This is a genomic window from Pontibacter coccineus (genome assembly GCF_030546575.1).
GTDB classification, from domain to species: domain Bacteria; phylum Bacteroidota; class Bacteroidia; order Cytophagales; family Hymenobacteraceae; genus Pontibacter; species Pontibacter coccineus.
On sequence record NZ_JAUOTN010000001.1, the window covers coordinates 241,528 to 264,023 of the forward strand.

20 protein-coding genes are annotated in these 22,496 nt (G+C 53.3%); 6 read left to right on the forward strand and 14 right to left on the reverse strand.

What is annotated here, in order from left to right:
- Nucleotides 1-42 precede the first annotated feature (42 nt).
- The 3 genes from Q4E40_RS01140 to Q4E40_RS01150 all read right to left on the reverse strand — a co-directional run bounded on the left by Q4E40_RS01140 (nt 43) and on the right by Q4E40_RS01150 (nt 4,294).
- Nucleotides 43-2,133, reverse strand: coding sequence for a T9SS type A sorting domain-containing protein (locus Q4E40_RS01140; protein ID WP_303409561.1), 2,091 nt, complete (start codon nt 2,131-2,133; stop codon nt 43-45).
- A gap of 596 nt (nt 2,134-2,729) precedes the next feature.
- Nucleotides 2,730-3,536 (reverse strand): hypothetical protein, encoded by an 807-nt coding sequence (locus tag Q4E40_RS01145; RefSeq protein ID WP_303409562.1) that lies wholly within the window; start codon nt 3,534-3,536, stop codon nt 2,730-2,732.
- A gap of 65 nt (nt 3,537-3,601) precedes the next feature.
- Nucleotides 3,602-4,294, reverse strand: coding sequence for a hypothetical protein (locus Q4E40_RS01150; RefSeq protein ID WP_303409563.1), 693 nt, complete (start codon nt 4,292-4,294; stop codon nt 3,602-3,604).
- 218 nt (nt 4,295-4,512) lie between these two features.
- Between Q4E40_RS01150 and Q4E40_RS01155 the strand changes: the two genes are divergently transcribed.
- Both Q4E40_RS01155 and Q4E40_RS01160 read left to right on the forward strand, forming a co-directional pair.
- A complete protein-coding gene (locus tag Q4E40_RS01155) occupies nt 4,513-5,304 on the forward strand; it encodes a bestrophin-like domain (RefSeq protein WP_303409564.1) in 792 nt (263 codons plus the stop codon).
- Between the two features lie 141 nt (nt 5,305-5,445).
- Nucleotides 5,446-5,622 carry a hypothetical protein gene (locus Q4E40_RS01160; RefSeq protein ID WP_303409565.1) on the forward strand — a complete coding sequence of 59 codons (177 nt, stop codon included), beginning with the start codon at nt 5,446-5,448 and terminating at the stop codon, nt 5,620-5,622.
- 69 nt (nt 5,623-5,691) lie between these two features.
- Here the strand turns inward: Q4E40_RS01160 and Q4E40_RS01165 are convergent, their stop codons facing one another.
- Nucleotides 5,692-6,306 (reverse strand): hypothetical protein, encoded by a 615-nt coding sequence (locus Q4E40_RS01165; RefSeq protein ID WP_303409566.1) that lies wholly within the window; start codon nt 6,304-6,306, stop codon nt 5,692-5,694.
- Nucleotides 6,307-6,539: 233 nt separating this feature from the next.
- On the opposite strand from Q4E40_RS01165, the gene Q4E40_RS01170 reads away from it, so the two are divergent.
- Nucleotides 6,540-7,376: an alpha/beta fold hydrolase gene (locus Q4E40_RS01170; protein WP_303409567.1), complete on the forward strand. Its 837-nt coding sequence runs from the start codon at nt 6,540-6,542 to the stop codon at nt 7,374-7,376.
- Between the two features lie 102 nt (nt 7,377-7,478).
- Here the strand turns inward: Q4E40_RS01170 and Q4E40_RS01175 are convergent, their stop codons facing one another.
- The 10 genes from Q4E40_RS01175 to Q4E40_RS01220 all read right to left on the reverse strand — a co-directional run bounded on the left by Q4E40_RS01175 (nt 7,479) and on the right by Q4E40_RS01220 (nt 18,364).
- Complete coding sequence (locus Q4E40_RS01175; protein WP_303409568.1) at nt 7,479-9,686, reverse strand: acylase; 2,208 nt, start codon at nt 9,684-9,686, stop codon at nt 7,479-7,481.
- Nucleotides 9,687-10,083: 397 nt separating this feature from the next.
- Nucleotides 10,084-11,832 carry an ABC transporter ATP-binding protein gene (locus tag Q4E40_RS01180; RefSeq protein WP_303409569.1) on the reverse strand — a complete coding sequence of 583 codons (1,749 nt, stop codon included), beginning with the start codon at nt 11,830-11,832 and terminating at the stop codon, nt 10,084-10,086.
- A gap of 78 nt (nt 11,833-11,910) precedes the next feature.
- Nucleotides 11,911-12,528 carry a hypothetical protein gene (locus Q4E40_RS01185; protein ID WP_303409570.1) on the reverse strand — a complete coding sequence of 206 codons (618 nt, stop codon included), beginning with the start codon at nt 12,526-12,528 and terminating at the stop codon, nt 11,911-11,913.
- Between the two features lie 106 nt (nt 12,529-12,634).
- A complete protein-coding gene (locus Q4E40_RS01190) occupies nt 12,635-12,844 on the reverse strand; it encodes a hypothetical protein (protein ID WP_303409571.1) in 210 nt (69 codons plus the stop codon).
- Nucleotides 12,845-12,858: 14 nt separating this feature from the next.
- Nucleotides 12,859-14,313 carry a S41 family peptidase gene (locus tag Q4E40_RS01195; RefSeq protein ID WP_303409572.1) on the reverse strand — a complete coding sequence of 485 codons (1,455 nt, stop codon included), beginning with the start codon at nt 14,311-14,313 and terminating at the stop codon, nt 12,859-12,861.
- Between the two features lie 161 nt (nt 14,314-14,474).
- Nucleotides 14,475-15,836 (reverse strand): HTTM domain-containing protein, encoded by a 1,362-nt coding sequence (locus tag Q4E40_RS01200; RefSeq protein WP_303409573.1) that lies wholly within the window; start codon nt 15,834-15,836, stop codon nt 14,475-14,477.
- A gap of 65 nt (nt 15,837-15,901) precedes the next feature.
- Nucleotides 15,902-16,270: a hypothetical protein gene (locus Q4E40_RS01205; RefSeq protein ID WP_303409574.1), complete on the reverse strand. Its 369-nt coding sequence runs from the start codon at nt 16,268-16,270 to the stop codon at nt 15,902-15,904.
- Between the two features lie 173 nt (nt 16,271-16,443).
- Entirely contained in the window at nt 16,444-16,923 is a 480-nt protein-coding gene (locus Q4E40_RS01210) for a DinB family protein (RefSeq protein ID WP_303409575.1), read from the reverse strand.
- A gap of 132 nt (nt 16,924-17,055) precedes the next feature.
- A complete protein-coding gene (locus tag Q4E40_RS01215; protein ID WP_303409576.1) occupies nt 17,056-17,772 on the reverse strand; it encodes a hypothetical protein in 717 nt (238 codons plus the stop codon).
- Nucleotides 17,773-17,848: 76 nt separating this feature from the next.
- Nucleotides 17,849-18,364 (reverse strand): hypothetical protein, encoded by a 516-nt coding sequence (locus Q4E40_RS01220; protein ID WP_303409577.1) that lies wholly within the window; start codon nt 18,362-18,364, stop codon nt 17,849-17,851.
- 188 nt (nt 18,365-18,552) lie between these two features.
- Here Q4E40_RS01220 and Q4E40_RS01225 point away from each other — a divergent pair, with 188 nt between their 5' ends.
- The 3 genes from Q4E40_RS01225 (at nt 18,553) to Q4E40_RS01235 (ending at nt 22,443) form a co-directional block, all read left to right on the forward strand.
- The gene (locus tag Q4E40_RS01225; protein ID WP_303409578.1) at nt 18,553-21,114 is read left to right on the forward strand and encodes a PAS domain-containing sensor histidine kinase; all 2,562 of its coding nucleotides are present in this window, start codon (nt 18,553-18,555) and stop codon (nt 21,112-21,114) included.
- A 55-nt stretch (nt 21,115-21,169) separates the two neighbouring features.
- Nucleotides 21,170-22,000: a hypothetical protein gene (locus Q4E40_RS01230; protein WP_303409579.1), complete on the forward strand. Its 831-nt coding sequence runs from the start codon at nt 21,170-21,172 to the stop codon at nt 21,998-22,000.
- A gap of 86 nt (nt 22,001-22,086) precedes the next feature.
- Complete coding sequence (locus Q4E40_RS01235) at nt 22,087-22,443, forward strand: hypothetical protein (protein WP_303409580.1); 357 nt, start codon at nt 22,087-22,089, stop codon at nt 22,441-22,443.
- Nucleotides 22,444-22,496 lie beyond the last annotated feature (53 nt).

A 22,496-nucleotide genomic window follows, 5' to 3' on the forward strand; every position in this document is an offset into this window, starting at 1 on the left:
CTTGAAAAAGCAGGCCGGACATGGTGCCCGGCCTGCTTCTGCTTATTTTGCTACAACTATTTTCACTGTCTGCTTCTTGCCGTCACTGTCCTCCATGGTAGCGAAGTAAACGCCTCTGTCGAGCTTGCTCACATCTATCTTTACTTCATGCACTCCAGCGCGCTGCTGCCTGTTCTGGAGCGGAGAACCTACCAGGCGTCCGGCCATATCGAAAACCTGCATCGATACCGTGGCATCGTTTATGAGGTTGTAGCGGATGGTCGTGAACTCCGACGCTGGGTTCGGGTACGTCTCGATCTCCTTCATCAGGATGGCGGGAGGCGCCATGTTCAAACCCATGTTCATACCTTGTATGTTTTGGGATCCGGGCATGCCGTCGTCACCGCAGTCGCACTGGGCGCCGTCCTCAAAGCCGTTCCATGGTGGTGCCACATAAGGGAAACCTTGCAGGAGCGGCCTGTCATTCTGCTCTACCCCGGTGGTGAAGGAGAGTGTGCTCACCAGCTGCGGCGTTACCGGATTGGGTGAGCCAACGGTATAGTCGTCGTACCAGAGGCCGATGGCTGCCAGCACTACGCCGCCTACTGCCTGCAATTCAATGCGGGTCACATCGTCTTCCAACCGGCGTCCGTTCGGGAAGCCATCCATGTTCGGTATATTCTGCCATTCGGTGCTTGTGTTAAAGCGCGGGTCAGTGAGGCCCAGCACCGCGGCATGCAAAAGACCCAGGCTGCTGAAGTCCGGTGAGTCACGCGGAGTGGTGGGCGTAGACACGTTGATGCGGAGCATGTCGCCGAAAGTTGGGAGGAAGTTATTCACAAAAGGTTTGCCCTGGGCCAGTGGGTTCCCGTTTTTGCCGGTAGCCAGCTGGTAAGGAGGCAGGTTAGGAACTCCCGTCATGAATATGGGCAGGATGTCTACCGAGCGTGGCGCATTGGCTCTCAGGAGGTAATTCCCGAACAGTTGCGGGTCCAGGGCCGTGCCTTTTACCGCTTCGCTGCCTAACAATGGAAACAGGCCGGGCTTGCCGTTGCGGAAGTCAAACTGCTGCAGGGAGTTGGTCTGTATGCGAAGCTGGGATAAGCCCGGCACCGCAGCTCCAAACTGGGATTCATCCATGTAAAGGGCCAGTTCCGGATTGGTGAAGTACTGCTCAAATTCCTTGTCCTCATCATAAGGAGTTTTGGCGTTCCACTCATCTTTTCTGCCAATCGGAATGATCACCTCGTTCGTTAGCGGCATACCCAGGCGAGATACCTGCACCAGTGGTCCATGGTGCTTTATCAGGCCATTTGATTCCCGCACGGTTATTTTAGGGCGGCTGGCAGAAGCCCAGATACCTAACACAAAGTCGGAGTCCAGGATGCTCTTGGCCTGGTCGGGGTGTTTTCCATCTTTCTGCAACAGGGTAATAGGTATGTTCAGGGCCAGGGTATGGACGTTGAGACATTTGAGCCCGTCCACGGCATTTGTGGGTCTGATGTTTCCTAAGTCAGCAATGGCGCCGATATCAACGAAGAACGGATCGTCTATTGCACCTACAAAGGCTATCTCGCCGGTAGCCGCCCGCTCAATACCTTTCAGCAACAGTTCCTGGTGGTAATTGGTGTTCAGACCGACAGCACTTTGTATGGTACGCGGGCCGGCATTGTAAGCGGGCACGGCTCCATCGGCGATCACTGTTGTAAACGACCTACCCCCGTTGTCACTCCTGGAGAGTGTATAGGTCTGCTTTAGGTTTTGCTTGCCCAATCGGGCGTAGAAAAACGTGGTGGGATCTTCATTGACAGTCTTGAACTTGAAGCGGTACAGGATGTCGTCTCCCTCCGTTTCTGCATTGTTCTTGATGTGGATGTCGTAGGCCACATCATCGCTGAAAAAATAATAGTTGGGCCCTCCCTGCGGTAACTGAAAGGGAATGTAGTTGGCTATGATGACTAATTTACTCGGATCATGTGGATTTCGGAAAGCATATAGATCGGTATTGTCTGCCTGCGGGTCGTTGGCGATCATTGGCGCCTCGCGGTGGCTGGATGACTCCAGGTAATTTGTCTGCGTGCCTACCACTGCCAAACCGGCAATAGCAAGCCCCATGAGCCACGTTTTATGGCTCCCCCTCGTAAAAATTTTCATACAGTTTCTTTAAATTAGTAAAACAGAAGAATAAATTAAACAGAGCTTTACAGGAGGGCGCCTGAATAGCATTAACTCACTAAAGGCAAGCTAGTTATATCTCAAAACATATAATTATCTACGTACTTAGTCAAGATTAGGCTCAGTAATTTGCATAATTAAACCACATAATTTTATAAATGAATACAATTAATCCTATACATGACGCGAATAAATTGCACACATTATGAGCCCTGCCCTTTACGCTTCTTCTATACTAAAGCCCCGGATATAGGTTCATATACTTTCTGAGCGGATTTTGCGTGCAAGTGAAGGTTATACAATAGTACTCAGATGATAAGATACATATTTAATATATTATAAAAGTCCTACATATAATTGAACTTTTAACAACCTAAAGACCGCTGTGCTGTGTCAGAGAAATCACCTGAGCTTCCAGTTAAAATTCGAGAAATAGCAAAAGGTTCGAAAGCATAGGTATACCTCTAGCGTTTTGATCTGGTCATAGCTCGCCATCCATGGTACAGAAATGACAGCGCCATCGACAACGGCAGGAAAGCAAGCAGGAGGATGCAACTCGTGTCTATAGCTGCAGTTTACCGACACTGGTAGGTATAGCTTACCACCTCTTCCCTCCCATCGGTATAGCGGGTGATGGCCGTAGTCGGGAAACCCTGTGTGTTGTAGGTATAGGCCGTGGTATGGCTGGCGAAACTTGGGTTGACCTCCAGCACGATATAGCTCACCACGTTATGGGCAGACGGCGGGCGCAGCGGCTCGAAATAGGTATGGGCCAGCGTCGCTGCGGGCAGGGGATTCGCATCGTAGGTCAACTGCACATGATAGTAGCTGTCGGCGCCAGGCACAAGCTGTTCTAACGTAACAGGATCGCCATTCACATAGGTATACCGCCACATCAGCTCCGTAACCGGCTTTCCGGATGACATACTGATGTATTGCGCTTCGGCTAGTTCCTGCCGGTTGTTGTAGGTCAGGGTATAGTAGCCCAATTCCACTTCTTTGAAGTCGCCGGTGCGCTTGTTGAACCGGGTCTGTTTCGCCAGTTTTCCCTGTCCGTTGTACTCGTTCACGTAGCGGTTATACTTTTGTACAACCTCTGTTACCTGGCTTTGTTTATTATACTTCAGGTCGGCTCTGTCAAAGTATAAACCGGCATACTCTGTCTGGAAAATGGTTGCGAGCGCCTGCCTATCGGTGTATTCCAACCGGGTGGTGATCGTCTGGGGTTTGATGGGGTTATCGGGATACCGGACGGGGTCATAGGTGAGCGTACTGGTTTGCTCAATCAGCAGGCACTCCGGTACCGAAACAGGTGCAGGTTCATCGCGCTCGGAGCAGCCCCACAGCAACAGGACCAGAGGGAAAAGGAAGCGTACTTTCATGCCAGCTTTGCAGTTATAATTTGTCCTTCAGAAAAAGCCTATTCGGTAAAGGAGTGCCCTCCCGCTTATTTGACAGGAACACCTATCACCGCAAACTCCTGCACCACCAGGGTATCGCCCTCGCGGAGCACGGAAACACCCGTCGGATCAAACTGGTTGTTAATGACCATGCTGCGCCCACTGGACTGCCGTTGATGGGCATAGGCCAGGCGATGCAAGAGCAATTCCTGCCCTTTCAGCGAAACCGCCAGCTGCTCTTTTGTTTTGTAGGTATAGTCGTAACCGACGCCCAGGGCCGGAGGCAAAGGTTGCTTGTCGTAGATGAGGGGCTTGTGCTTGCTGATGCCGGCGAGTAGATTCATGTAGAACTCGTCGTTGCGACTATACCCGGCTGTTCGCTCTTCTCTGGAGGTGAGCACCAGCGCATTGTCCTCCTTTCGCACGTCATACCTGGTTACCCTCCCGTTGTCCATTTCCGCTTCTGAGCCGGATAGGAAAGTGATTTTGGTGCCTGTAGCATCATCGGGCTCTGTGGCTCCCAAATCGTAGAGCGACTGCATTCTGAGGGTTAAAGCGTGGCTCTTGATGAAGGCCTGGTCCTTCACTTCCCCAGTGCGGGTAAACATGCGGACAGGTTGTGCCTGGTCGAAGCGCTTGAGTTGAAAGGTAGCGGGATAATCCATGTTCGGACCATCCGAGTCTTTGCCGCAGGCGCTCAGCCATACCAGCGCGAGGAAAAGGAGGAAGCGTGTGTTCATGTAAGCAGGTATAAGTCAGACAAATATATTGTTTTCTGAATAAAAGTGTGCTGCTACCCGTCTATTTATTCATCCTCTTGATAGCAGCAACAGCGCCGTCCGTTGGTGTCAGGTATAGCGCACAGCTTATACTCCTTACCTGCATAAAATCCGTATAGGGCTTAGCCGTTTTGAAGTGCCTGCGGCTGTCTGGTACGGGTTCAAAGACTTTAAAAAGCATGACGAAGGAATTTTTGTACGAGCTCAACAGTATCCTGATTGTGTCGGTATTGTTTATACTGATCCTGCTGGCCCAGGAAGCAGGCTACCGCATAGGCCGCCATCACCAGCGCATATCCGACAGGGACGTAAAAGCGCAGACCAACACCATACAGGCTGCCACCCTGGGCTTGCTGGCGCTTATACTTGGTTTTGCCTTTAACATGTCCCTGCAAAGTTATAACAACCGCAGCAAGGCTGTTTTAAACGAGGCCAACGCCATCGGCACGGCCCTTATGCGCACGCACCTGCTCCCCTCCCCCTATGATTCGCTCACCCGCATGCAGCTGCAACAGTACATCGACCTGCGGCTGGCCATTAGCAACACGAATGACTCGCTGGTGACAGAGCAGAAGACGCTCGCCTCCGACACCGAAACACTGCAGCGCACCCTCTGGGGCGAGGCCGTACAGGCCGCACGCATAGACCCGAACCCAGTGACCACAGGCTCCTTTGTCACAGCGCTCAACAGTATGGTAGTCGCCCATAACGAACGAAACGCACTGCTGATCATGCATGTACCCGAAGTAATTCTATACCTGATGTTTACTGTGTTCATCATGTCAGGGGGGCTGATCGGGTATGGCAGCGGACTGGGCCAAAAACGCACCATCCTACCATCGGCGCTGCTGAGTTTGATGATCTGCCTGGTCGTTTTCATCATCATCGACCTGGACCGGCCCATGCGTGGCATCATTAACGTGGACCAGCAAAGTCTGGAGCGGCTTAAATCGGATGATCATCCTGAGTAAAATCCTGTTTTCCGTGCAATGTTTACGACTGCACACTTGTTTCTGAAACCCAATAAGCCCGCTCATCCGGCCCAAAGGCTGCTTTGTTAAAATAGAACAGAATAAGCCGTTGATAATGGTTTAAAGTGCGTATCTTAGAATATGTTAGAAAACACATTCCCCATCGGATCTGAAGTGTTCGCAAAAGTGAATCCGGATCTAAAATTAATCATCAGACAATACCTGAAGCGTATTTACTACTGCACCGTCATGGGTAACCCTTTGCAGAAGGACCTTGTGTACTTCGAGCGGGAGTTGATACCGGTACGCGTTAAATAAAAAGTGAAAGCCCCCGCCAAAAGCAGGGGCTTTTTTAATAGATGCGGCTTTTGCGGTCCTGCGTAAAAGCTACTTGATACTGTACGTCATCAGCGGAATGTTAGCGTACTGTCCGGCATCTGTCATGATCAGGCCGACGCCTTTGGCCCAGAAGTAATTCATCTCGATGCCCGAATCAATTTCCATTTCCATGAAAGTAATAGAGGTCTTGGTTTGCACATGGATCACCTCCTTGTAGGTCTTTCCCTCCACCGTTTTGGTCATGTTTTTGGCGATAATGGTAAAGGTCATTTTGGTATCGATGCCATTCATCACATTGGTCTGGTACCACGGCTTGCCCTCAGGCGTTTCTTCTTTCAGAAATGTCAAGGCTATATTCCCGATGGTTGGATCCATTCCGACACCGGTATACACGCCCTTTTCTTTCAGCAGATAAGATTTTCTTGTTTCACTTCCCTGCTTCGTTTCAAACTCTGAGTAGGTTTTCCCTTCGATGACCTTGGTGTTGCCTGTGGCGGTAAGGGAGTAAGGATTGGTACCACCATAATTCCAGGTGGAGCCTTTTGTCGTAGGGAAGTAATCCAGTTCCGTTGTTGCAGGCGAAGCATCGTCGTCCTTGTCGCCACACGAAACCAGGATGCCCAGCATCAGGCACCACATCATCACAAATCTAAGCTTGTTCATAGGTATATAGTTATTTTACTATGCAAGATAGGAAAATAAAATTCCAGCCGAAATAGAATAGTTATCTGCCTCGCCAACCAACAAAACTGGGGCACCAACTCGCCGCGGCGTTTCCGGCCTATCCGGATAAGAAATGGATTTCCGGGAACATTTACCCTCACAATCAGTTAAAAGAAAGCGCCTTCCGGCATAAACTGAACAACATCTATAACCACTAAAACAAACTTAAAACTATGCCTTTTATCGAAACAGAAGACATCCAGCGGGGAGAGAATGTATACCTGAACTACCAGGACTATGGCGACGGACAGCCCGTGATCCTGATCCATGGCTGGCCGCTTAGCCACAAAATGTGGGAGAACCAGGTACAAGCAATCGTTAAAGCTGGCTTTCGCTGCATTGCCTACGACCGCCGCGGCTTTGGTGACTCCGACCGGCCCTATCTCAACTACGACTATACCTCCCTGGCGCGGGACCTTCGCGCCCTGATCGAACAGCTCGACCTGCGCCACTGCGTACTGGTGGGCTTCTCGATGGGCGGTGGTGAAGTGGTGCGCTACCTGAGCATGTACGGCAATGACCGCATCGACAAGGCGGTGCTTGTGAGCTCGGTTATCCCGATCGTAAAGAAAACTGAAAATAACCCGGACGGTGTGCCGGAAGACAAACTGGACGAGATCATGGAAGCGCTCGAAACCAAGCGAGTAACTTTCCTGGCGGAGTTCAGCAAGCAGTTCTACAACTCCAGCGAGAACAAAGACACGGTCACAGAAGAAGTGCTAAAATATGATTGGGCCATTGCCACAGCAGCCTCTCCGCATGCTACCATCGAAACCGCCAAGGCCTGGGCCAATACCGACTTCCGCCCTGAGCTCCGCAACGTAATGGTGCCGACACTGATCGTGCACGGCGATGCCGACCAGATCGTGCCGATCAAGACCAGCAGTGACCAGTCTTCCAAAGAAATCCGAGACAACAAGTACATTAAAATAAAAGGGGCACCGCACGGCTTGTTCCTCACGCACAAAGAAGAACTGAACAATGCGCTGCTGGATTTCCTACGGCAGTAACCAATTCAATCGCAAAGAAAGGCGAGTGCTGCAGCAATTTTACCAAACAAAAAGGTCCGGACTTTTCAGCCCGGACCTTTCTGTTTTAGCAACTTATACCTGCTATCTGCTTACTTTCTGCCCTGGCTTGTAGGTAGCTTTGGCTCTTTTCTCCACGTCTTCGCGGTAGTAGGCAACGTCTTTGAACTCCACATCGGCATAGCGTTGCGCCTGGTCGTTGAAGTGCGGGGATTTCGGGTCGCCGCTCTGGCCACCAGCCAACATGGTTTTGGCTTTCACCTTGTCACCAAACTCTACCACGGCCACAAAGCTGTTGCCGGAAGTGCCGTACAGGCGCTTGGTGTTGTAGCTGTTGGCGCCATAGGAAGCCAGGGCTCCCCAGTTGCCGGATGCCATACCTACCGGTATACTAGGAGCCGCATCGTTGAACGGCTGCTTAATGTCGCCGGTGAGGCGCTGGAAACGGTTGATCTCACCCCAAGGTGTGTTCCATTTGCCAAAGTCGTGCTCTAGTTGCGCAATGGTCTTCCCGAAAATATCCAGGCGCTCCGTTGCAGGTGCCGTGTTGGCATAGTAGTCAAAACGCTCCATAACGTGGCCTTTTGGCGCATTGCCGTCGCGCAGCAGGTTGGTGGCATAGAAATGCGCAAGCGACATCGCCACCGATTCTTTCGACACAGAATAGTCCCAGGTGCGCATCACCTCGATGGCTGCTTTCAGTTTCGGGTCGTTTGGCTTTTGAGTATCATAGGCTTTTACGAGCCCGGGTATGAGCACTTCGAAGCCTGGCAGGTAGGGATCATAAGCCAGGTCGATCAGTTTGTCGAGCGTCAGGTTCTCTGCTTTCTTGAGCAGGCGGATGGCGTGCACTCCCCGGAAGTTTTCAGGTGACGGTGCCATGTAGACCGGGTAGTCTTCTTTTTTCGGACTGTACTCAGCGGCTGCAGTAAACGGCGTGGAGTTGCAGTTCTGGATCCAGCCGTTTGGCGGATTTACAAGGCGGATGGTTTCATCGAGCGGGTGCAGCCCGTTCCAGTCAGTTTTCGGATTGCTGCCGTCTACCGGCTTGGAGTAGTCGAAGGAAGTGTCGCGCTTCGGGAAGAAGTTGCCGTGGTAGTAGGCGATATTGCCATCGGCGTCAGCGTATACGGTGGCGTTGGAAGAGTTGGTGCGCATCTGCATCATCTCGTCGAACTCCTTCAGGTTGCTTTTCTTGGTGCGGGTATAGGACTGGATCAGCGCATCCACCGGCTTCCACATCAGGGCCGTGGCCACCCACTTGTCGCCGTTCATATGCGTGATCGGCCCGTGGTGGGTGCGGTAGGTCGTGAAGGTCTTTTGCTTCAGCTCCTCACCATCCTTGTAAGCCAGCGTTACCTCCTGTGTTTCCACCGGGCGCAGCTCCTCACCATACCTGTAAAAGAGCTTGCCGTCCTGCTTCACGATCGTTTCTTCAAACTCGTCGATCACATCGGCATAGGCGGACGTGTGCATCCAGCCGGTCTTCTCGTTAAAGCCCTGATAAATGAAGAACTGCCCCCAGGTTACAGCGCCGTAGGCGTTCAGTCCCTCTTCGCTCACGGCATGTACCTCGCCCCGGAAAAAGAAAGAGGTATGCGGGTTGATCAGCAGCATGGCATCGCCGGAGGCGGTGTGCTTGCCCGAGATCGCAAAACCGTTGGAACCCTTTGGCTCTTCCAGCAGGGCCGGCTGTACCAAACCGTGGCCGGCACTATTCAAGCCAAGCGAACGATTTTGCTCATAAAATGCCTTGATGCCTTTGGTAGAAACGCTCTCGATGTCGCCGCCAATGGAGCCTTCGCTGAAATACATCGGCATCCAGGGTTCAAAGCGCGTGAGCAGCTTCGGCTTCACTTCCGGGTGCGTGTGCAGGTAGTAGTTGATGCCGTCGGCAAAAGCCTGGCACAGTTCCTTCAGCCACGCCGGGCTTCTCTCGTATTCGGCTTTGGCTTCCGCCTCTGTCATGTACAGACGGGCACGCAGGTCGCTGTATAGTTGCTCCTCTCCTTCTGCCTCCGCTAGCCGGCCGATGGCCCACATGTAGTTGCGCTCCACGCGGTTAAAGTCATCTTCGCACTGTGCATAGAGCAGTCCGAACACGGCATCAGCATCTGTTTTGCCATAGACGTGCGGTACGCCAAAATCATCACGCATGATGGTGACACGGGCAGCCTGCTCTTCCCACCTGGCCACCTCGCTTGCAGAATCTGTTTTGCTGTTGGTGGCGCAGGAAGTAAGGTAGATGAATAAAAGCAGCAGGAGCGCCTGGGACTTGAAAAGGTATTTCATGGTTTTAGGGTAGGTAAGCTGAAAAACGATCTACCAATTTAAGCATTATTCTGAAAAACACAGGAATGATGTATAGCAGGCCCGCGCTATACCTGAGGCAGACAATTATAGCTTCAGGTATAGCGCGCGTTTACAGGTATAGACGAGTGCTTAGATTCTGGTCCGGGAGCTCTTTCGGATTTGCAATCCGGAAGTTCAAAGGCTGCGGATTTGCAATCCGCATTGCAAAGGCTACAGTTACTGTCCGGTAAGCGGATTACAAATCCGCAATACAAGTGGAGCCGGGTTGCAAATCCAAAACCGCAGTAAATGGCAAATACGAAATAGCAAAGGCAGCTATACCTTCTGCAAGTTCAAAAGCAGCGCTACAGCCTACACCTTCACATTAGATAGAGCATTAAATTCTGGCCTGATAGGTATAGAGTTGATAATACCTCCCCTGCTTCTCCAGCAGTTCTTCATGATGCCCCTGCTCAGCGATGCGGCCTTGCTCGATCACCAGAATCTGGTCGGCCTGGCGGATGGTGCTGAGGCGGTGGGCGATCACAAACGTAGTGCGCCCCTGCATCAGGGTTTTGAGGCTGGCCTGGATGAGACTTTCGCTTTCGGTATCGAGGTTGGAGGTGGCTTCGTCCAGAATGAGGATACGCGGGTCGGCCAATATGGCCCGTGCTATCGCGATGCGCTGCCGCTGCCCGCCTGACAGCTTCACGCCCCGCTCCCCTATCAGCGTATCCAGACCATGCGGGAAACGATCCGTGAATTCCTGCACGTGCGCTGCCTGTACGGCCTGCATCAACTGTTCCTCCGTAGCATTGGGCCGCGGGAAAAGGATGTTCTGGCGGATGCTGCCCTCGAACAGAAAATCGTCCTGCAACACCACGCCCAACTGACTGCGGTAGCTTTGCAAACTGATACTTTGCAGGTCGTGGCCATCTACCGTAATTGTGCCACTGTCAGGATTCAGGAAAGAAGCAGCCAGCCCGGCAATGGTGGTTTTGCCAGAGCCCGATGTGCCTACCAGGGCCGTGACAGAACCGGCGGGTGCCCGGAAGCTGATCTCCTTCACCACATCTTTCCCTGATTCATAGGCAAAAGCCACGCGGTCGAACACAATATCGCCGTGAATCTGATCGAGCCTGAGCGTACGGGTTCCGTGCGCATCCTCCAGCGGTGTGTTCAGGATTTCCTGGGTGCGGTCGAGGCCGGCGAAGGCTTCGGTAAACTGGCTCCCGATGTTGCTCATTTGCAGAATCGGGGCGATCATAAAACCCAGGTATAGCGTGAAGGCCAGAAAGTCACCAAAGGTCATCTCACCTTTCATGATCAGGTAGCCGCCAATGCCCATAATCCCCGCTGAGGCAATGCCCAGCAGCAAGGTAGCGGCCGAAGTCACCATACTGGTCGTGGTAAGACTCTGCTTCACATTCAGGAAAAGTCGCGTCACACCGTCTTCAAAAGTTTTGATCTCCTGCACCTCCGCATTGAAACCTTTGATCACGCGCACACCGCCCAGCGTCTCCGTCAGGCGACCGGTTACTTCGGCATTGATCACGCCACGCTCCCGGAAGATCGGCCTGATCTTACCAAACGCTTTAAGGGAGATCACCCCAAAAATGGCCACCGGAATGAGCGCAAAGCCTGTCATGAGCGGACTGATGTAAATGAGCAGCACCAGGCAAATGAGCGAGGTCAATACGCCGCCTATCATCTGTGCAAAGCCGGTGCCCACGAGGTTTCGCACCCCTTCAACATCTGTCATGATGCGCGATACCAGTTCGCCGGTTTTGGTATTGTCGAAAAAGCGGATGGGCAGCTGCATGATGTGGCGCTGCACTTTGGCCCGCAATTGCGAAATCAGGTGCTGGGCCTCCACACTCAGTATTTGGGTGAGCGCAAAGGAAGTAACCGACTGGATAACAATCGCTAATAGCACGGCCCCGATCAGCCACTTGAGCATGGTGCTGTCACCCGTCGGAATTACATCATCGATGAGGAACTTACTGGCACCGGGCAGCACCAGCCCGGCCAGGCGGCTGATCACGATCAGCACCAAACCGAACCCAAGGTACCTCCGCCGCGGCCAGATGATGGTTCTGAATACTTCTGCAATCGTAACGTTCTGTAGTTTTTTTGATTTTGGCATGGGCGTGAAGGTACGACAAAAAAACGCTCACAGCTGCTACTAGCTGTGAGCGTTTCAGTTAAGCCGCGTGCTTAAACCTTAAGAAGGAATGCTGCGTCGCCAGCTGCTCCATTGCTGAAGCTGAGTGGGGTTCAGCGTGGTTTCAATGTTTTGCATCAGGCCGGTGCGGTGCTCGCGTAGCACCTGCATATGCGTTTGCTTCTGTTCATGTTTGCTGAGTTCCGCCATCACACGATCGAGCAGGGTGACGAGTTTCTCGTCCAATTGCGCTTTTGTGATCCGCTTTTCGTTGTAGGCGTTCATATAGCTGTCGCGCTCGGCGTTGGCCCGCATCAGGATCTGCTGGTGAATCATGTTGATGCTACCCCGGACTGTCACGGTAGCCTGCTGATGGTTGCGTGCAAAATCCCGGATCGTGGCGGCCTGGTTGGCCTGCAGCCCCAATGTAGGCAGGATGTAAGAAAGGGTTTGCCGTTCGGTTTTGACTGTGGCTACGGTATGGATGTTAAACGCTTTATCATTGCATCCATCGCGGAGCTGCGGCTTTGCCAGCGCATCCAGGTCTTCGAGCAAAAACTCGGTCGATGAAAATGAGAGGTCGGCAGCAGGATCAGCGCCGTCTTTTTCCTCGCAGGCCGACAGGCTCAGGAAGGAAATGAAGGTCATCAGCCCCCAGATGCGTAAATTTCTTTTCATAGATAAGTTCTTTATAATAAGCAACTTATATACACGAAGCCAGAAATAAAAAGAAGACACCTTTGCCCGATAAGCAGGTACTTTCACCATGTTTAGCAGCCCCAGCTCAGAACCCTTCCCGAAACTCCCGCAGGTGGGCGTAGCAAACCGGACTGCTGTATTCGTTTGCCTCGTTATCAGCGGAATGGCTGCCTGGTCTTGCCGGGGAAATCCCCTGGTAAAAGCGCACCAACTGCCCAGGTGCCTGCAGGCTGGAACAGGCATTTGTCAGGCGTCTGTTTGCGGGTTTCGGATTGTTTCTTGGTTTTCCGGGCATGGACTGGCGATAATTTATTTTTGGGCGGAAGATTCGCGTTGGGGCTGTATGAGCTTTTCCAGGGTATAGCGCAGCACTTCGTCGTCTTCGTCGAGCAGGTGGTCGCGCACCAGGTGGTCAGGTATAAGACCGGCCAGTTTCTCGTCGCCGTTCGGCCGCACAATGTAGCCTTTGGGCACCTTGAGTTCCACGCTCGTGCGGGGAAGCTGAAAACTGAATTGCGCGGCATAGAGGGTCGGTGTGTCGCCGGTCTCCTCTCCCACGATCTCGCCAAAGCCATAGTCCTGGATCAGGGCGCCGCTCACGGCCGCCATAGAATAGGACTGGCGGTTGACGAGCACGTATACCTTGCCCTTGAAGCGCCGCGCCTCCGGCATGGGTTGCTGCATGGTTTGGGCATAGGCGAAGGTGCTGCCACCAGCATTTTCCAGTATCTGGCGGGTGTAGTCATCCGGTATAGCATCCGGGTACTGCTTTCGGGTCTGGGTCTTGAGCACCTCACTGGTTTTGACGGTGAATGCTGAAAACCAACGGAAAGGCTTGTCTGCAAAATAGGCGATCAGGTAGTCGCTGAAGGTATTGTGCCCGCCGGCATTGTTGCGCAGGTCCAGGATTAGGTACTTCGCCTGCTGGGTGTTGATGGCCGCAAACGCACTGTCCACGAAGGCTTTGAACTGCGCCTCCCCATCTGACGCGGGCGAACTGAAAGGACCCGGATGCAGGTACGCGACATCCTCGCTATACCTGAAAGAGCGCTCGTTTTTGAGAATCTCCCCTCCCCGGCTGGCCTCGTAGCCCATCACGGTCATGGCGTCCAGGGTATGGGTGCTGCGCTTGCCACCTGCCTGTTTCACTTTCACGTTGAATTTTTCCTTCTGCCCGAACACGGCCCAGTAGTAGCGGGGGAAAGACCAGAACTCGAGTTTGGCATCTTTGAAATAAGAGCGCTCCGCTGACAGGTAGGGATGAATAGCCGCCTGCAGCTTTCGGATGGGTTTGCCATTGAGCTCCAGCAGTTGGTCGCCTGCCTTGATGCTGGAATCCGGCATATAGCTTTTGCGCACAAAGGCCTTGCCGTCTTCAAAGGCCAGCTCGAGCGGAAACACCGTGCCACCCTGCGTCGCGTAAGTGATGTACGAAGCTGCCGGAAAATCCACTTCGCAGTGGCCCACGTTGCCAATCGCCAGTAGGCGTTGCATCAGCATGGTCGTCTCGAGCAGGCTCAGCGAGTCCTTCCGGATCGACTGCAACAGGTTATTGTATGCCGCATCGTAGACGGGCTTGCTCACATAGGCGTACAGGTTGTAATGTGCTTTCTGCAGCGTCTCGTAAGCATAGGCCATGTCCACTTTCACATCCGTTGCCGCGAATCTGATCGGCTTGTGCTGCGCGGTTAAATGCCCGGGCGCTGCCAGCACCAACAAGCACAGCAAGAGCTGAATCGATTTCATGTACACGTTGCTTTTCATGCTGTCGCTTTTCTGTGGTTTATAAGCTGTTATCCCGGTTAGATCAAATAAGAGATAAGTGGCACCTGATTATTATGATTGATTTATAGCTGGTTACGGCTAAATATGCTTGATTAAAGCAAGTAGATGAGTCAGCAACCTACCCAGCCAGGTATAGCCGGTCACTTTTCAGAAACAAGCCGCTTTGACCAGGGCCAGCCATCGGCTTCCGGACGGGGCGTGACCCAGCTTTTAGCACCCCAGGTATAAGGCACAGCCGCCAGGTCCACTTTAGGATCAACGATGGGGTGCGCGGGGTAGCCGTTGAGGCTGAGACTGGAGACGGCGTACACCTGCGGATTGGCCATGCCCTGCTGCTCGAACTCCGTTTTCAGAAACTGCGCGAACTGCCAGATCATGTCCGGGTGCTTGGGTAGTTCTTTCTGCTGCTCCCATACCAGGTATGTACGCGGATACACATACACGGTCTGGTCCGTGGCGGGGTCTTTGACCAGGTAGTACACGTCGCCTCTTTTGGTGCGCAGCATCATGCGCCACGAAAAGCGGTGCCCTTCTTCGGTCCAGTTAACATCACCGGGAATGAAGAAATGCCGCAGCGGGAAAAGCAACTGAAAACCCAGGTATAGCACACAGAATTGTGCGCCCAGTCGCAGCAGCCAGCGAGGCTGTTTGAGGGGTGCATCCTGCAGGTATCCGGGGGTGATCTCTTTCCGGAAAATCCAGCGGGCGATCTGCTCCGGACTGAAGAAGAGCACATTGGCTGCGATCATAAAATAAGGGAACACCCCAACATGAAACACGGCCGAGTTGAAGATGTGAAAAGCGAATGCCACCCAGAAAGCCGCCGTGCGGGTGCGGGGCCAGAGCAGTGCAAAGCCGATCAGGAAATCAAACACAATGCCACCCCACACCACCATCTGTATCATGGCCGGCGTGTTCAGGTATGGCCCGATCACATAGAAGTGCGTTTTGGATGACATCCAGATGCTCATGGACTTGGCGGCCAGCCAGTCAGGTTGCAGCTTGGCCACCCCGGCATAAAAATATACCATTACCAGCTGCGCCCTAAAGAGCCAGAGCGTCCACTGCGGAGCCACCTCTGTTTCGAGCTCGGGTCGCCGCCGCACATCCAGGGAGTATTTGCGGTGGGCGGGCAAAACAACCATCAGCCCGCTGATGAGCCAGATGAGGTAATGGTGGTTGAGGTAGTGCGTCTTTTCGCAGAAAAAACTGTAGCCAAAGAGCAAAAAGAACAGAAAGGAGCTGAGCTTGTAACGCCAGCCCACCATGATCAGGAAGCCCAGCAGCGCCATGAACAGGTATAGGTAGACCATGCCATTACCGGGCAGCGGCTTCATCCACTCCAGCCCGATGTAGCCGAAGTGGTAGGTCGGCTCCACGTAATGCTCCTGCACCCAGTCAATGAGCACGGCACCGATCCCTTCGCAGAACATCAGCAAACCGAACAGGATGCGGAAGTAAACCAGCGGATAAATGCCTATTGGATTGAGGAGCTGTTGCATAGCGATACGGGGTGTAGTTGGTTTAAGTCTACCGCTTCCGGCATGGCCTCACCATGCCTATTCCCTTATTCCAGCACCAAACGGTACACTAATATAAGCACACTGATGAAAACGATGGTGGTATATATCTCTTTATTATACCGGGCCAGCCAGTTCGGCAGGAAAATATCAAAATTGTCCCGGGTAGAGTCGGAGTAACGCCGGGCCACGACCGTGATAGGGCACATTTTTTTGAACACCAGCAGTACGAGTCCCTCCATCACGATCAGTCCGAGGCAGATCCAGACCCATTTGTCAATCCAGTTGGCGAGCACGGCATAGAGCAGGTAAAAGATCACCACATTGTAAAACACCCATACCATGGTATGCACGACTTTGATGAGCAGTAGCTTGCGTTTACGGAGTTCTAGCTCCTGTTCCAGATGCTGTTCCATCTTCAAATCTCTTCTCTATTTTTTACGAATGAAAGTACCGGGCGGAGCAGGGACTGCTGCTTTTAGCTGGTCAGGGATGGATGGATGGATGGATGGATGGATGGCTATCTGTCTGCTGTTGCCGGAACGGTCAGCGCTGCCGCTTTGCCTGCCGGGTCGGCAGCTTTCACCATTCAGAGCGCCACATGCCCGAGCAATCGGCGGAGCACCATGATCTGGCCCAGGTGATAGGCATTGTGCTCGGATACCAGCATGGCTTCGCGCAGGAGCGTCTGGCCGCTGCCATGAGGTATAGGCGCAAAGAGATCGTTATCCGTATCCTGCACCAACTGCACCATGGCCTCCAGGTCGCGCTTGATGGTTTGCAGGGTCTGGTCCAGGGCAGCCTGATCGGCTGGTGTCGCCGCATCGGTCCAGTAATCGTCCGGCCACTCGGGCATCTGGTAGTTGGGGTTGCGGCAAAAGTCGAGGATGTCGTACTGGGTAAAACGTAGGTGCTCGAGCAGCTGCCAGATGGTATAGGGCAGGTCCTTTACGTGCGCGCCCGCTTCCTGCACGCTGATGCCCTGCAGCAGTTCCCCATGCGGACGAAAGGCCTGCCCCATCCGCATCAGTTTTTCCAGATGATCACGCAATTGCTGGTCTTCTTTCATGCATCGCCTTTTATTTGCTCATACTCCTGTCGCGGCAAAAAGATCAGCGGGGAAGGCAAAAGCACTGAAAACAAAACAGCCGCTACCCAAAGGCAGCGGCTGTCCTGTCAGTCACTATTTAGTCCATTGATTTTAGTAACGGTCGTCGCGGTTACGGCCGTAGCCGCCGCCTTGTGAGCCATAGCCGCCGTAGTTGCCGGACGAGATGCGGTTGCTGCGGCTGCTGTCCAGGTCGGTGCCATAGTCATCCTCAAAGCTGCTGGTAATGCCTGCGTTCGGAATACCCCTGCTGGAGTGTATGTCCTGCTGGCCCATGCGCCCATAGTCTGAAATGCCGTAGCCCTCGCGCATACGGTCCTGTCTCATGCGGCTACCCCGGCCTTGCTCCATCCGGTGGCTGCGATCCTGGCCCCCAAATTGGTCACGACTGCGCATGTCACGGTCACGGTCAAAATTTCCGGAGCCCTGGCTATACCTGCCTGATGCACCATAACGGTTCGCTTCAGACCAGTTTTGGTTTTGGTTGCGGCTCTCGCCCCAGCTACCTCTGTCACGGTCGCCGTAGTTCATGTTATAGTCGGAATCACGGTGCTCCGTGCCCCTTCCTTCGCGCATGCGTTCATAAGCATCGCCCATATTGCCTTTGTGGTAGCTTTGCCGCATGCCACCGCGATTGCGGCCCTGGTCGTAGCGGTCGTCCTCCGTATTGCGGTGATGGCTGCGATATTCCTGCTCAAATTCGTTGGTGAGGTTACGTGCACTGTGGTAGTGCTCATCGTTGCGGTTGTATCCGGCACCTTCGCTGTAATCGCGTTCGTAGTTGTGGCGATCTCTGTCTTGTCTGTCCATAGTTTTGTTATCAGGTTTAAAATGATACTTCCTTTTTTAAACGGAGACAGCGGATTACGGTTATCCAGACGACACCTCAGGTCTCTTTGATGCGGGAAGCCAGCACGCGGAACAGGATGTAAAGGAAGGCGAAAATTGCCATGGCGATCAGTGTCCAGAATTTCTGCTCGTTCTTATCCTGCCAGTAGTCACGCTCGCTTTCCGTTGACTTCAGTCTGCCGCGAATGGCCTGGTTCGCCAGTTGCTCGATCTGCAGCTCCCGGTGCAGGGAGTCAAGGGCCAGGGTATCACGCAGGTATACGGTGCGGGTCACCACCCGGCTTTGGGCAGATGCGTAAGGTATAGCTGTTCGAGGCGCATCAGGTATAGCCGGTCTTCCTGGTTGGTATGTAGCGTAGAAGTTTCCTCCAATAGGACCTCCCGGGCTGAGGGCTGATCTGGAAGGGCTGAGGACAGGTTTGGGATGAACCACGGGCGCATACAGTTTGGGCACCCTTTTGCTGGCAGCAGGTATAGCGTCCTCATCAGCCCTTGTCTGGCGCTGGGTGGCGCAGGCACTGAGCAGCAGCAATAAAACCAGGGTCCATCTCATGCGGCAGGATCGTCAATTTAGAAACGCTATACCTGTCGCCTATACGCATGCGAACGCCCGGTGGGTACGAAAATGGAGGAGCGTCCCTTGTTATTTTTTTTATCCCGGCGTCATCTCTTTTAACAAGTTGACGTTTGAATTGTCTTTAAGAATAAACATATTTAAAAAAATCAGGTTCACGTTTTCGAATGACTACAACCCGCTCCATCTCTCCAGAAGTTTTACGCGCCTTTGAGACCGTGCCTGACCTCTACCTCATCCTTTCCCCTGACTTCACCATACTGGGCGCCAGCAACGCCTACCTGGAGGTTGCCCACCTGAAAATAGAAGAAATCAAAGGACGCTATCTGTTCGACGTGTTTCCCGATAACCCGGAACTCGCTGCGCCGGATGGCACCTTCAACCTGAGAAGCTCGCTGGAGTGGGTGTTGCAGCACAGAAAACCCCACCATATGGCGCTGCAACGCTACGATGTGCAGTTGCCACCCGTAACAGGTGAGTTTCAGGAAAGATACTGGCTGCCTTCCAACACACCTGCGCTGGATGAAGCGGGCAACATCAGCTACATCCTCCACAAGGTACTGAACGTGACAGAGCAGGTGCTGGTGGAGGAGCGACTGGCACATAGGGAGCAGGAGTTGAAAGAGCTGCACAGCGAACAAAGGATCACCAACGCCGCCTTAGTGGCGGCGCATGCTGCGGCTGATTTGGAGCGGCGCAAACTACACAGTATCTTCATGCAGGCCCCGGCCATGATCTGCATCCTGGAGGGGCCGCAGCATGTGTTCACCTTTGCCAACCCAACCTACCAGCAGCTGGTCGGCAACAGACCCATATTGGGCATACCTATTCTGGAAGCTATGCCGGAGCTGGCCGGGCAGGCAGTGATGGTACTGCTGGACAAGGTATACCAGACCGGTGAAAGTGAATTTGCACACGAAATGCTGGTGCGCCTGGACCACACGAACTCCGGCATCTTAGGCAATAATTACTACAACTTCATTTACCAGGCCATCCGCAACCTCGCCGGCGACATAGCTGGCATCATGGTGTTTGCTTTCGAGGTGACCTCGCAGGTGGAGTCGCGGCGTGAGATGGAGCTCGCCAACCAGGAGCTGTACCGTGCGCAGGAGGAGCTGCTGCAGCTGAACCAGGAACTCGAAAGGCGCATAGCTGCCCGCACAGCCGAACTGGAACTTTCCAAAGCGGCCATCGAGGCACAGCGCAACCAGCTGCACACCATTTTCATGAACTCCCCCACCCCATTTCTGGTGTTGGGCGGTCCCAATTTTACGTTCCAGCTGATCAATCCGGCCTTCAAGAAAATGTTTCCGGGCAAAAACATGCTAGGCAAAAAACCGCTCGAGGTGTTCCCGGAGCTGCGGGCCACTCCTATTCCGGAGTTCATGGAAAAGGTATACCGGACGGGCGAGAATTATGAAGCCGTGGCGTTACCGCTTATGCTCTCGCGAAATGAAGGGGCCGATCCCGAGGAAATGTACGTAACATTCACCCTACAGGCGCGCCGTGACGAAAAAGGAGCGATCGATGGCGTACTGGTATTTGCCCACGACGTGACAGAGCAGGTGAGGTCGCAGCAAAAGGTAGAGCAAAGTGCTAATCGGCTACGCCTGATCACGGACGCGCTGCCTGTGCTGATCGGCTACCTGGACAAGGAAGAGAAATACCGGTTCACGAACAAGGCCTACGAATTCTGGTTTCCCATCAAGGCGGATGACCTGCTTGGCCGTGCCGTGCGGGACGTGGTGGGTGAGAAAGCATACAGCGGCGTGAAGCAGTACATTGACCGGGCGCTGGCCGGCGAGCGGCTCGATTTTGAGAGCCGCATGCCCTACCGCGAGGATTTCGTAAAGTACATCCACACCAGCTACGTGCCAGATATAAGAGACGGGGAAGTAGCCGGGTTCTATACCCTGGTGCATGACATCACAGAGCCAACCATTGCGCGCCTGAAACTGGAAGAAAGCGAGCACGAGGCCCGTGCACTCACCGCGAAACTGGCTGCTGCCAACCTGGAGCTTTCCGAAACCAACACCCAACTCACCCGCACCAACATCGACCTCGACAACTTTATTTACGCAGCCTCCCACGACCTCAAGGCTCCGATCTACAACATCGAGCGCCTGCTGCTTATCCTGATGGAGTCTATTCCGAACGAAGCACAGGCCTCTCTGGAGCTAAAGCATGTGATCGGGATGATTGACAGCTCCATCAGCCGTTTCAAGCGCACCATTGATCACCTGACGGACGTAACCAAACTCCAGAAGGAAAACAGCCAGGAGGCTTCGGAGGTTAACCTGACTAACCTTATCCATGATATCACACTTGACCTCAGTGCCCAGATAGAGAGCACGGAGGCCAGCATTGAAGTGGACGTCGCGGCCTGCAACGCCATCCGGTTCTCGGAAAAGAATCTGCGCTCCATCCTGTACAACCTGATCTCCAATGCCCTTAAATACAGAGCTCCGGACCGTACACCGATTATTCAGATCAGCTGTGAAGAAGCCGGTGACGACTTCCTGCTGAAAGTGCGCGACAATGGACTGGGTATGAAACCAAGCGGGGTGGCCAAGATCTTCTCCATGTTCACCCGTCTGCATGACCACGTGGAGGGTTCGGGAATTGGGCTATATATGGTCAAGAAAATTGTGGAAAATGCGGAAGGCCGTATCGAGGTGGAAAGCGGAATCGGGCAGGGCTCTACGTTTAGCGTATACTTTAAACGCTAGCAGGCTGCCGTTTTTTTCAGAACTTGCAACGGTGCAACTGCGCTATACCTAGCTTATGAACACCAATCGTTTTCTGCCCCGTCACAAAGCCGCCGAACTGCTCCAGCATATCCGTTCCTCCGATACCAAAACCGTATACGACCCCGAAAAGCACCGCCTGACACTACTGGATGAAGCAGGTATAGAACAGGTGCATTTCCGCCTGCCGCTTTCGTTGCCTCATTCCGACACAGGTATAGCCGAGGATGGGAAGGTGCACTACATCCTGCTGCTGATACAGGCCGGCCACTGCGCCATGGGTTATTTTGAGGACGGCCAATGCCTGAACCACAAGGTGTTTCGCTCATACATGGTGCGCCAGAAACAAGGCAAAAGCCAGATCAAGTACCTCAAGACCAAAGGCAAGTCACGGGCAGGCTCCCGGGTGAGGCTGGGTGAAACGGCGGAGTTTTTCGAGAACATCAACAACCGGTTGCAGGATTATTTCCGGGAGCACCGTATCGACCGCATCGCCCTTAGCTGCTCTAAAACCCTGCTTCCTTATTTGTATGCCTCCGCTATACCTACGCCTTTCGACAAGCGGGACCCACGCCTGTTCAAAATCCCGAAACACATCCACACCCCCATCTACGAGGTGCTGCTCGACGCCAACCGTTTCCTGCAGCGGGGCGAACTCATTTCCCTGACCGAGGCAGGATTTGCAGCTATACCTGCGCTGGAGGATTTTCTGCTTCACCACCTAGACGCTGCTGACGGGCATGACGGAACTTTACCATTTACGGAAACGGCCGACGAGGTATATGTGACGGATGAATGGGAGGATGAAGGAGACGACGTTTTCTTTGATGATGTAGATGATGAGGACGACATAGTGGATTGGGACTAGCGCTTTCATACCACGTGTAAGTGTCCCGTGGTTCCGACTCTTCGGGGCAGCTTTACGTAAGTACACCTATCAGAAAAACGAAAACTATGGAAGACCAGATCAACAGAGACATGGCGGTGTTTGAGCAGGTATGCGAAATAAATGAACTAGACCCGCAGGCAATTACTGAAGAGGCACACAAGCGGTTCCCGGACAAGTTCAAAACCGGCAAGAACCCGGAGCAACTTATCTGGACAGCTTATGATCACCGTGCCAAAGCACTGATCAACAGCGTGACACAAGAAGCTGAGCGGAAAACGGATCAGGCTTATACCATTGATGGTGACCCGGCTGCACCCGCCTTTGTCATAAACGAGGACGCGATCCGTAGCCAGTACAGTGCAGATAAAGCAACTGCGATAATTGATGCGCTCGGGCAGGTACAGCTTCCGGTTACCGGCTAAAACAGGAAAGGCAGCCACTAGCAAGTGGCTGCCTTTCTTTCAGGCTATTGTCT

Coding starts and splice junctions, on each gene's coding strand:
- Q4E40_RS01140 (WP_303409561.1), bottom strand. CDS start 2,133: ATGAAAATTTTTACGAGGGGGAGCCATAAAACGTGGCTCATGGGGCTT.
- Q4E40_RS01145 (WP_303409562.1), bottom strand. CDS start 3,536: ATGAAAGTACGCTTCCTTTTCCCTCTGGTCCTGTTGCTGTGGGGCTGC.
- Q4E40_RS01150 (WP_303409563.1), bottom strand. CDS start 4,294: ATGAACACACGCTTCCTCCTTTTCCTCGCGCTGGTATGGCTGAGCGCC.
- Q4E40_RS01155 (WP_303409564.1), top strand. CDS start 4,513: ATGACGAAGGAATTTTTGTACGAGCTCAACAGTATCCTGATTGTGTCG.
- Q4E40_RS01160 (WP_303409565.1), top strand. CDS start 5,446: ATGTTAGAAAACACATTCCCCATCGGATCTGAAGTGTTCGCAAAAGTG.
- Q4E40_RS01165 (WP_303409566.1), bottom strand. CDS start 6,306: ATGAACAAGCTTAGATTTGTGATGATGTGGTGCCTGATGCTGGGCATC.
- Q4E40_RS01170 (WP_303409567.1), top strand. CDS start 6,540: ATGCCTTTTATCGAAACAGAAGACATCCAGCGGGGAGAGAATGTATAC.
- Q4E40_RS01175 (WP_303409568.1), bottom strand. CDS start 9,686: ATGAAATACCTTTTCAAGTCCCAGGCGCTCCTGCTGCTTTTATTCATC.
- Q4E40_RS01180 (WP_303409569.1), bottom strand. CDS start 11,832: ATGCCAAAATCAAAAAAACTACAGAACGTTACGATTGCAGAAGTATTC.
- Q4E40_RS01185 (WP_303409570.1), bottom strand. CDS start 12,528: ATGAAAAGAAATTTACGCATCTGGGGGCTGATGACCTTCATTTCCTTC.
- Q4E40_RS01190 (WP_303409571.1), bottom strand. CDS start 12,844: ATGCCCGGAAAACCAAGAAACAATCCGAAACCCGCAAACAGACGCCTG.
- Q4E40_RS01195 (WP_303409572.1), bottom strand. CDS start 14,313: ATGAAAAGCAACGTGTACATGAAATCGATTCAGCTCTTGCTGTGCTTG.
- Q4E40_RS01200 (WP_303409573.1), bottom strand. CDS start 15,836: ATGCAACAGCTCCTCAATCCAATAGGCATTTATCCGCTGGTTTACTTC.
- Q4E40_RS01205 (WP_303409574.1), bottom strand. CDS start 16,270: ATGGAACAGCATCTGGAACAGGAGCTAGAACTCCGTAAACGCAAGCTA.
- Q4E40_RS01210 (WP_303409575.1), bottom strand. CDS start 16,923: ATGAAAGAAGACCAGCAATTGCGTGATCATCTGGAAAAACTGATGCGG.
- Q4E40_RS01215 (WP_303409576.1), bottom strand. CDS start 17,772: ATGGACAGACAAGACAGAGATCGCCACAACTACGAACGCGATTACAGC.
- Q4E40_RS01220 (WP_303409577.1), bottom strand. CDS start 18,364: ATGAGATGGACCCTGGTTTTATTGCTGCTGCTCAGTGCCTGCGCCACC.
- Q4E40_RS01225 (WP_303409578.1), top strand. CDS start 18,553: ATGACTACAACCCGCTCCATCTCTCCAGAAGTTTTACGCGCCTTTGAG.
- Q4E40_RS01230 (WP_303409579.1), top strand. CDS start 21,170: ATGAACACCAATCGTTTTCTGCCCCGTCACAAAGCCGCCGAACTGCTC.
- Q4E40_RS01235 (WP_303409580.1), top strand. CDS start 22,087: ATGGAAGACCAGATCAACAGAGACATGGCGGTGTTTGAGCAGGTATGC.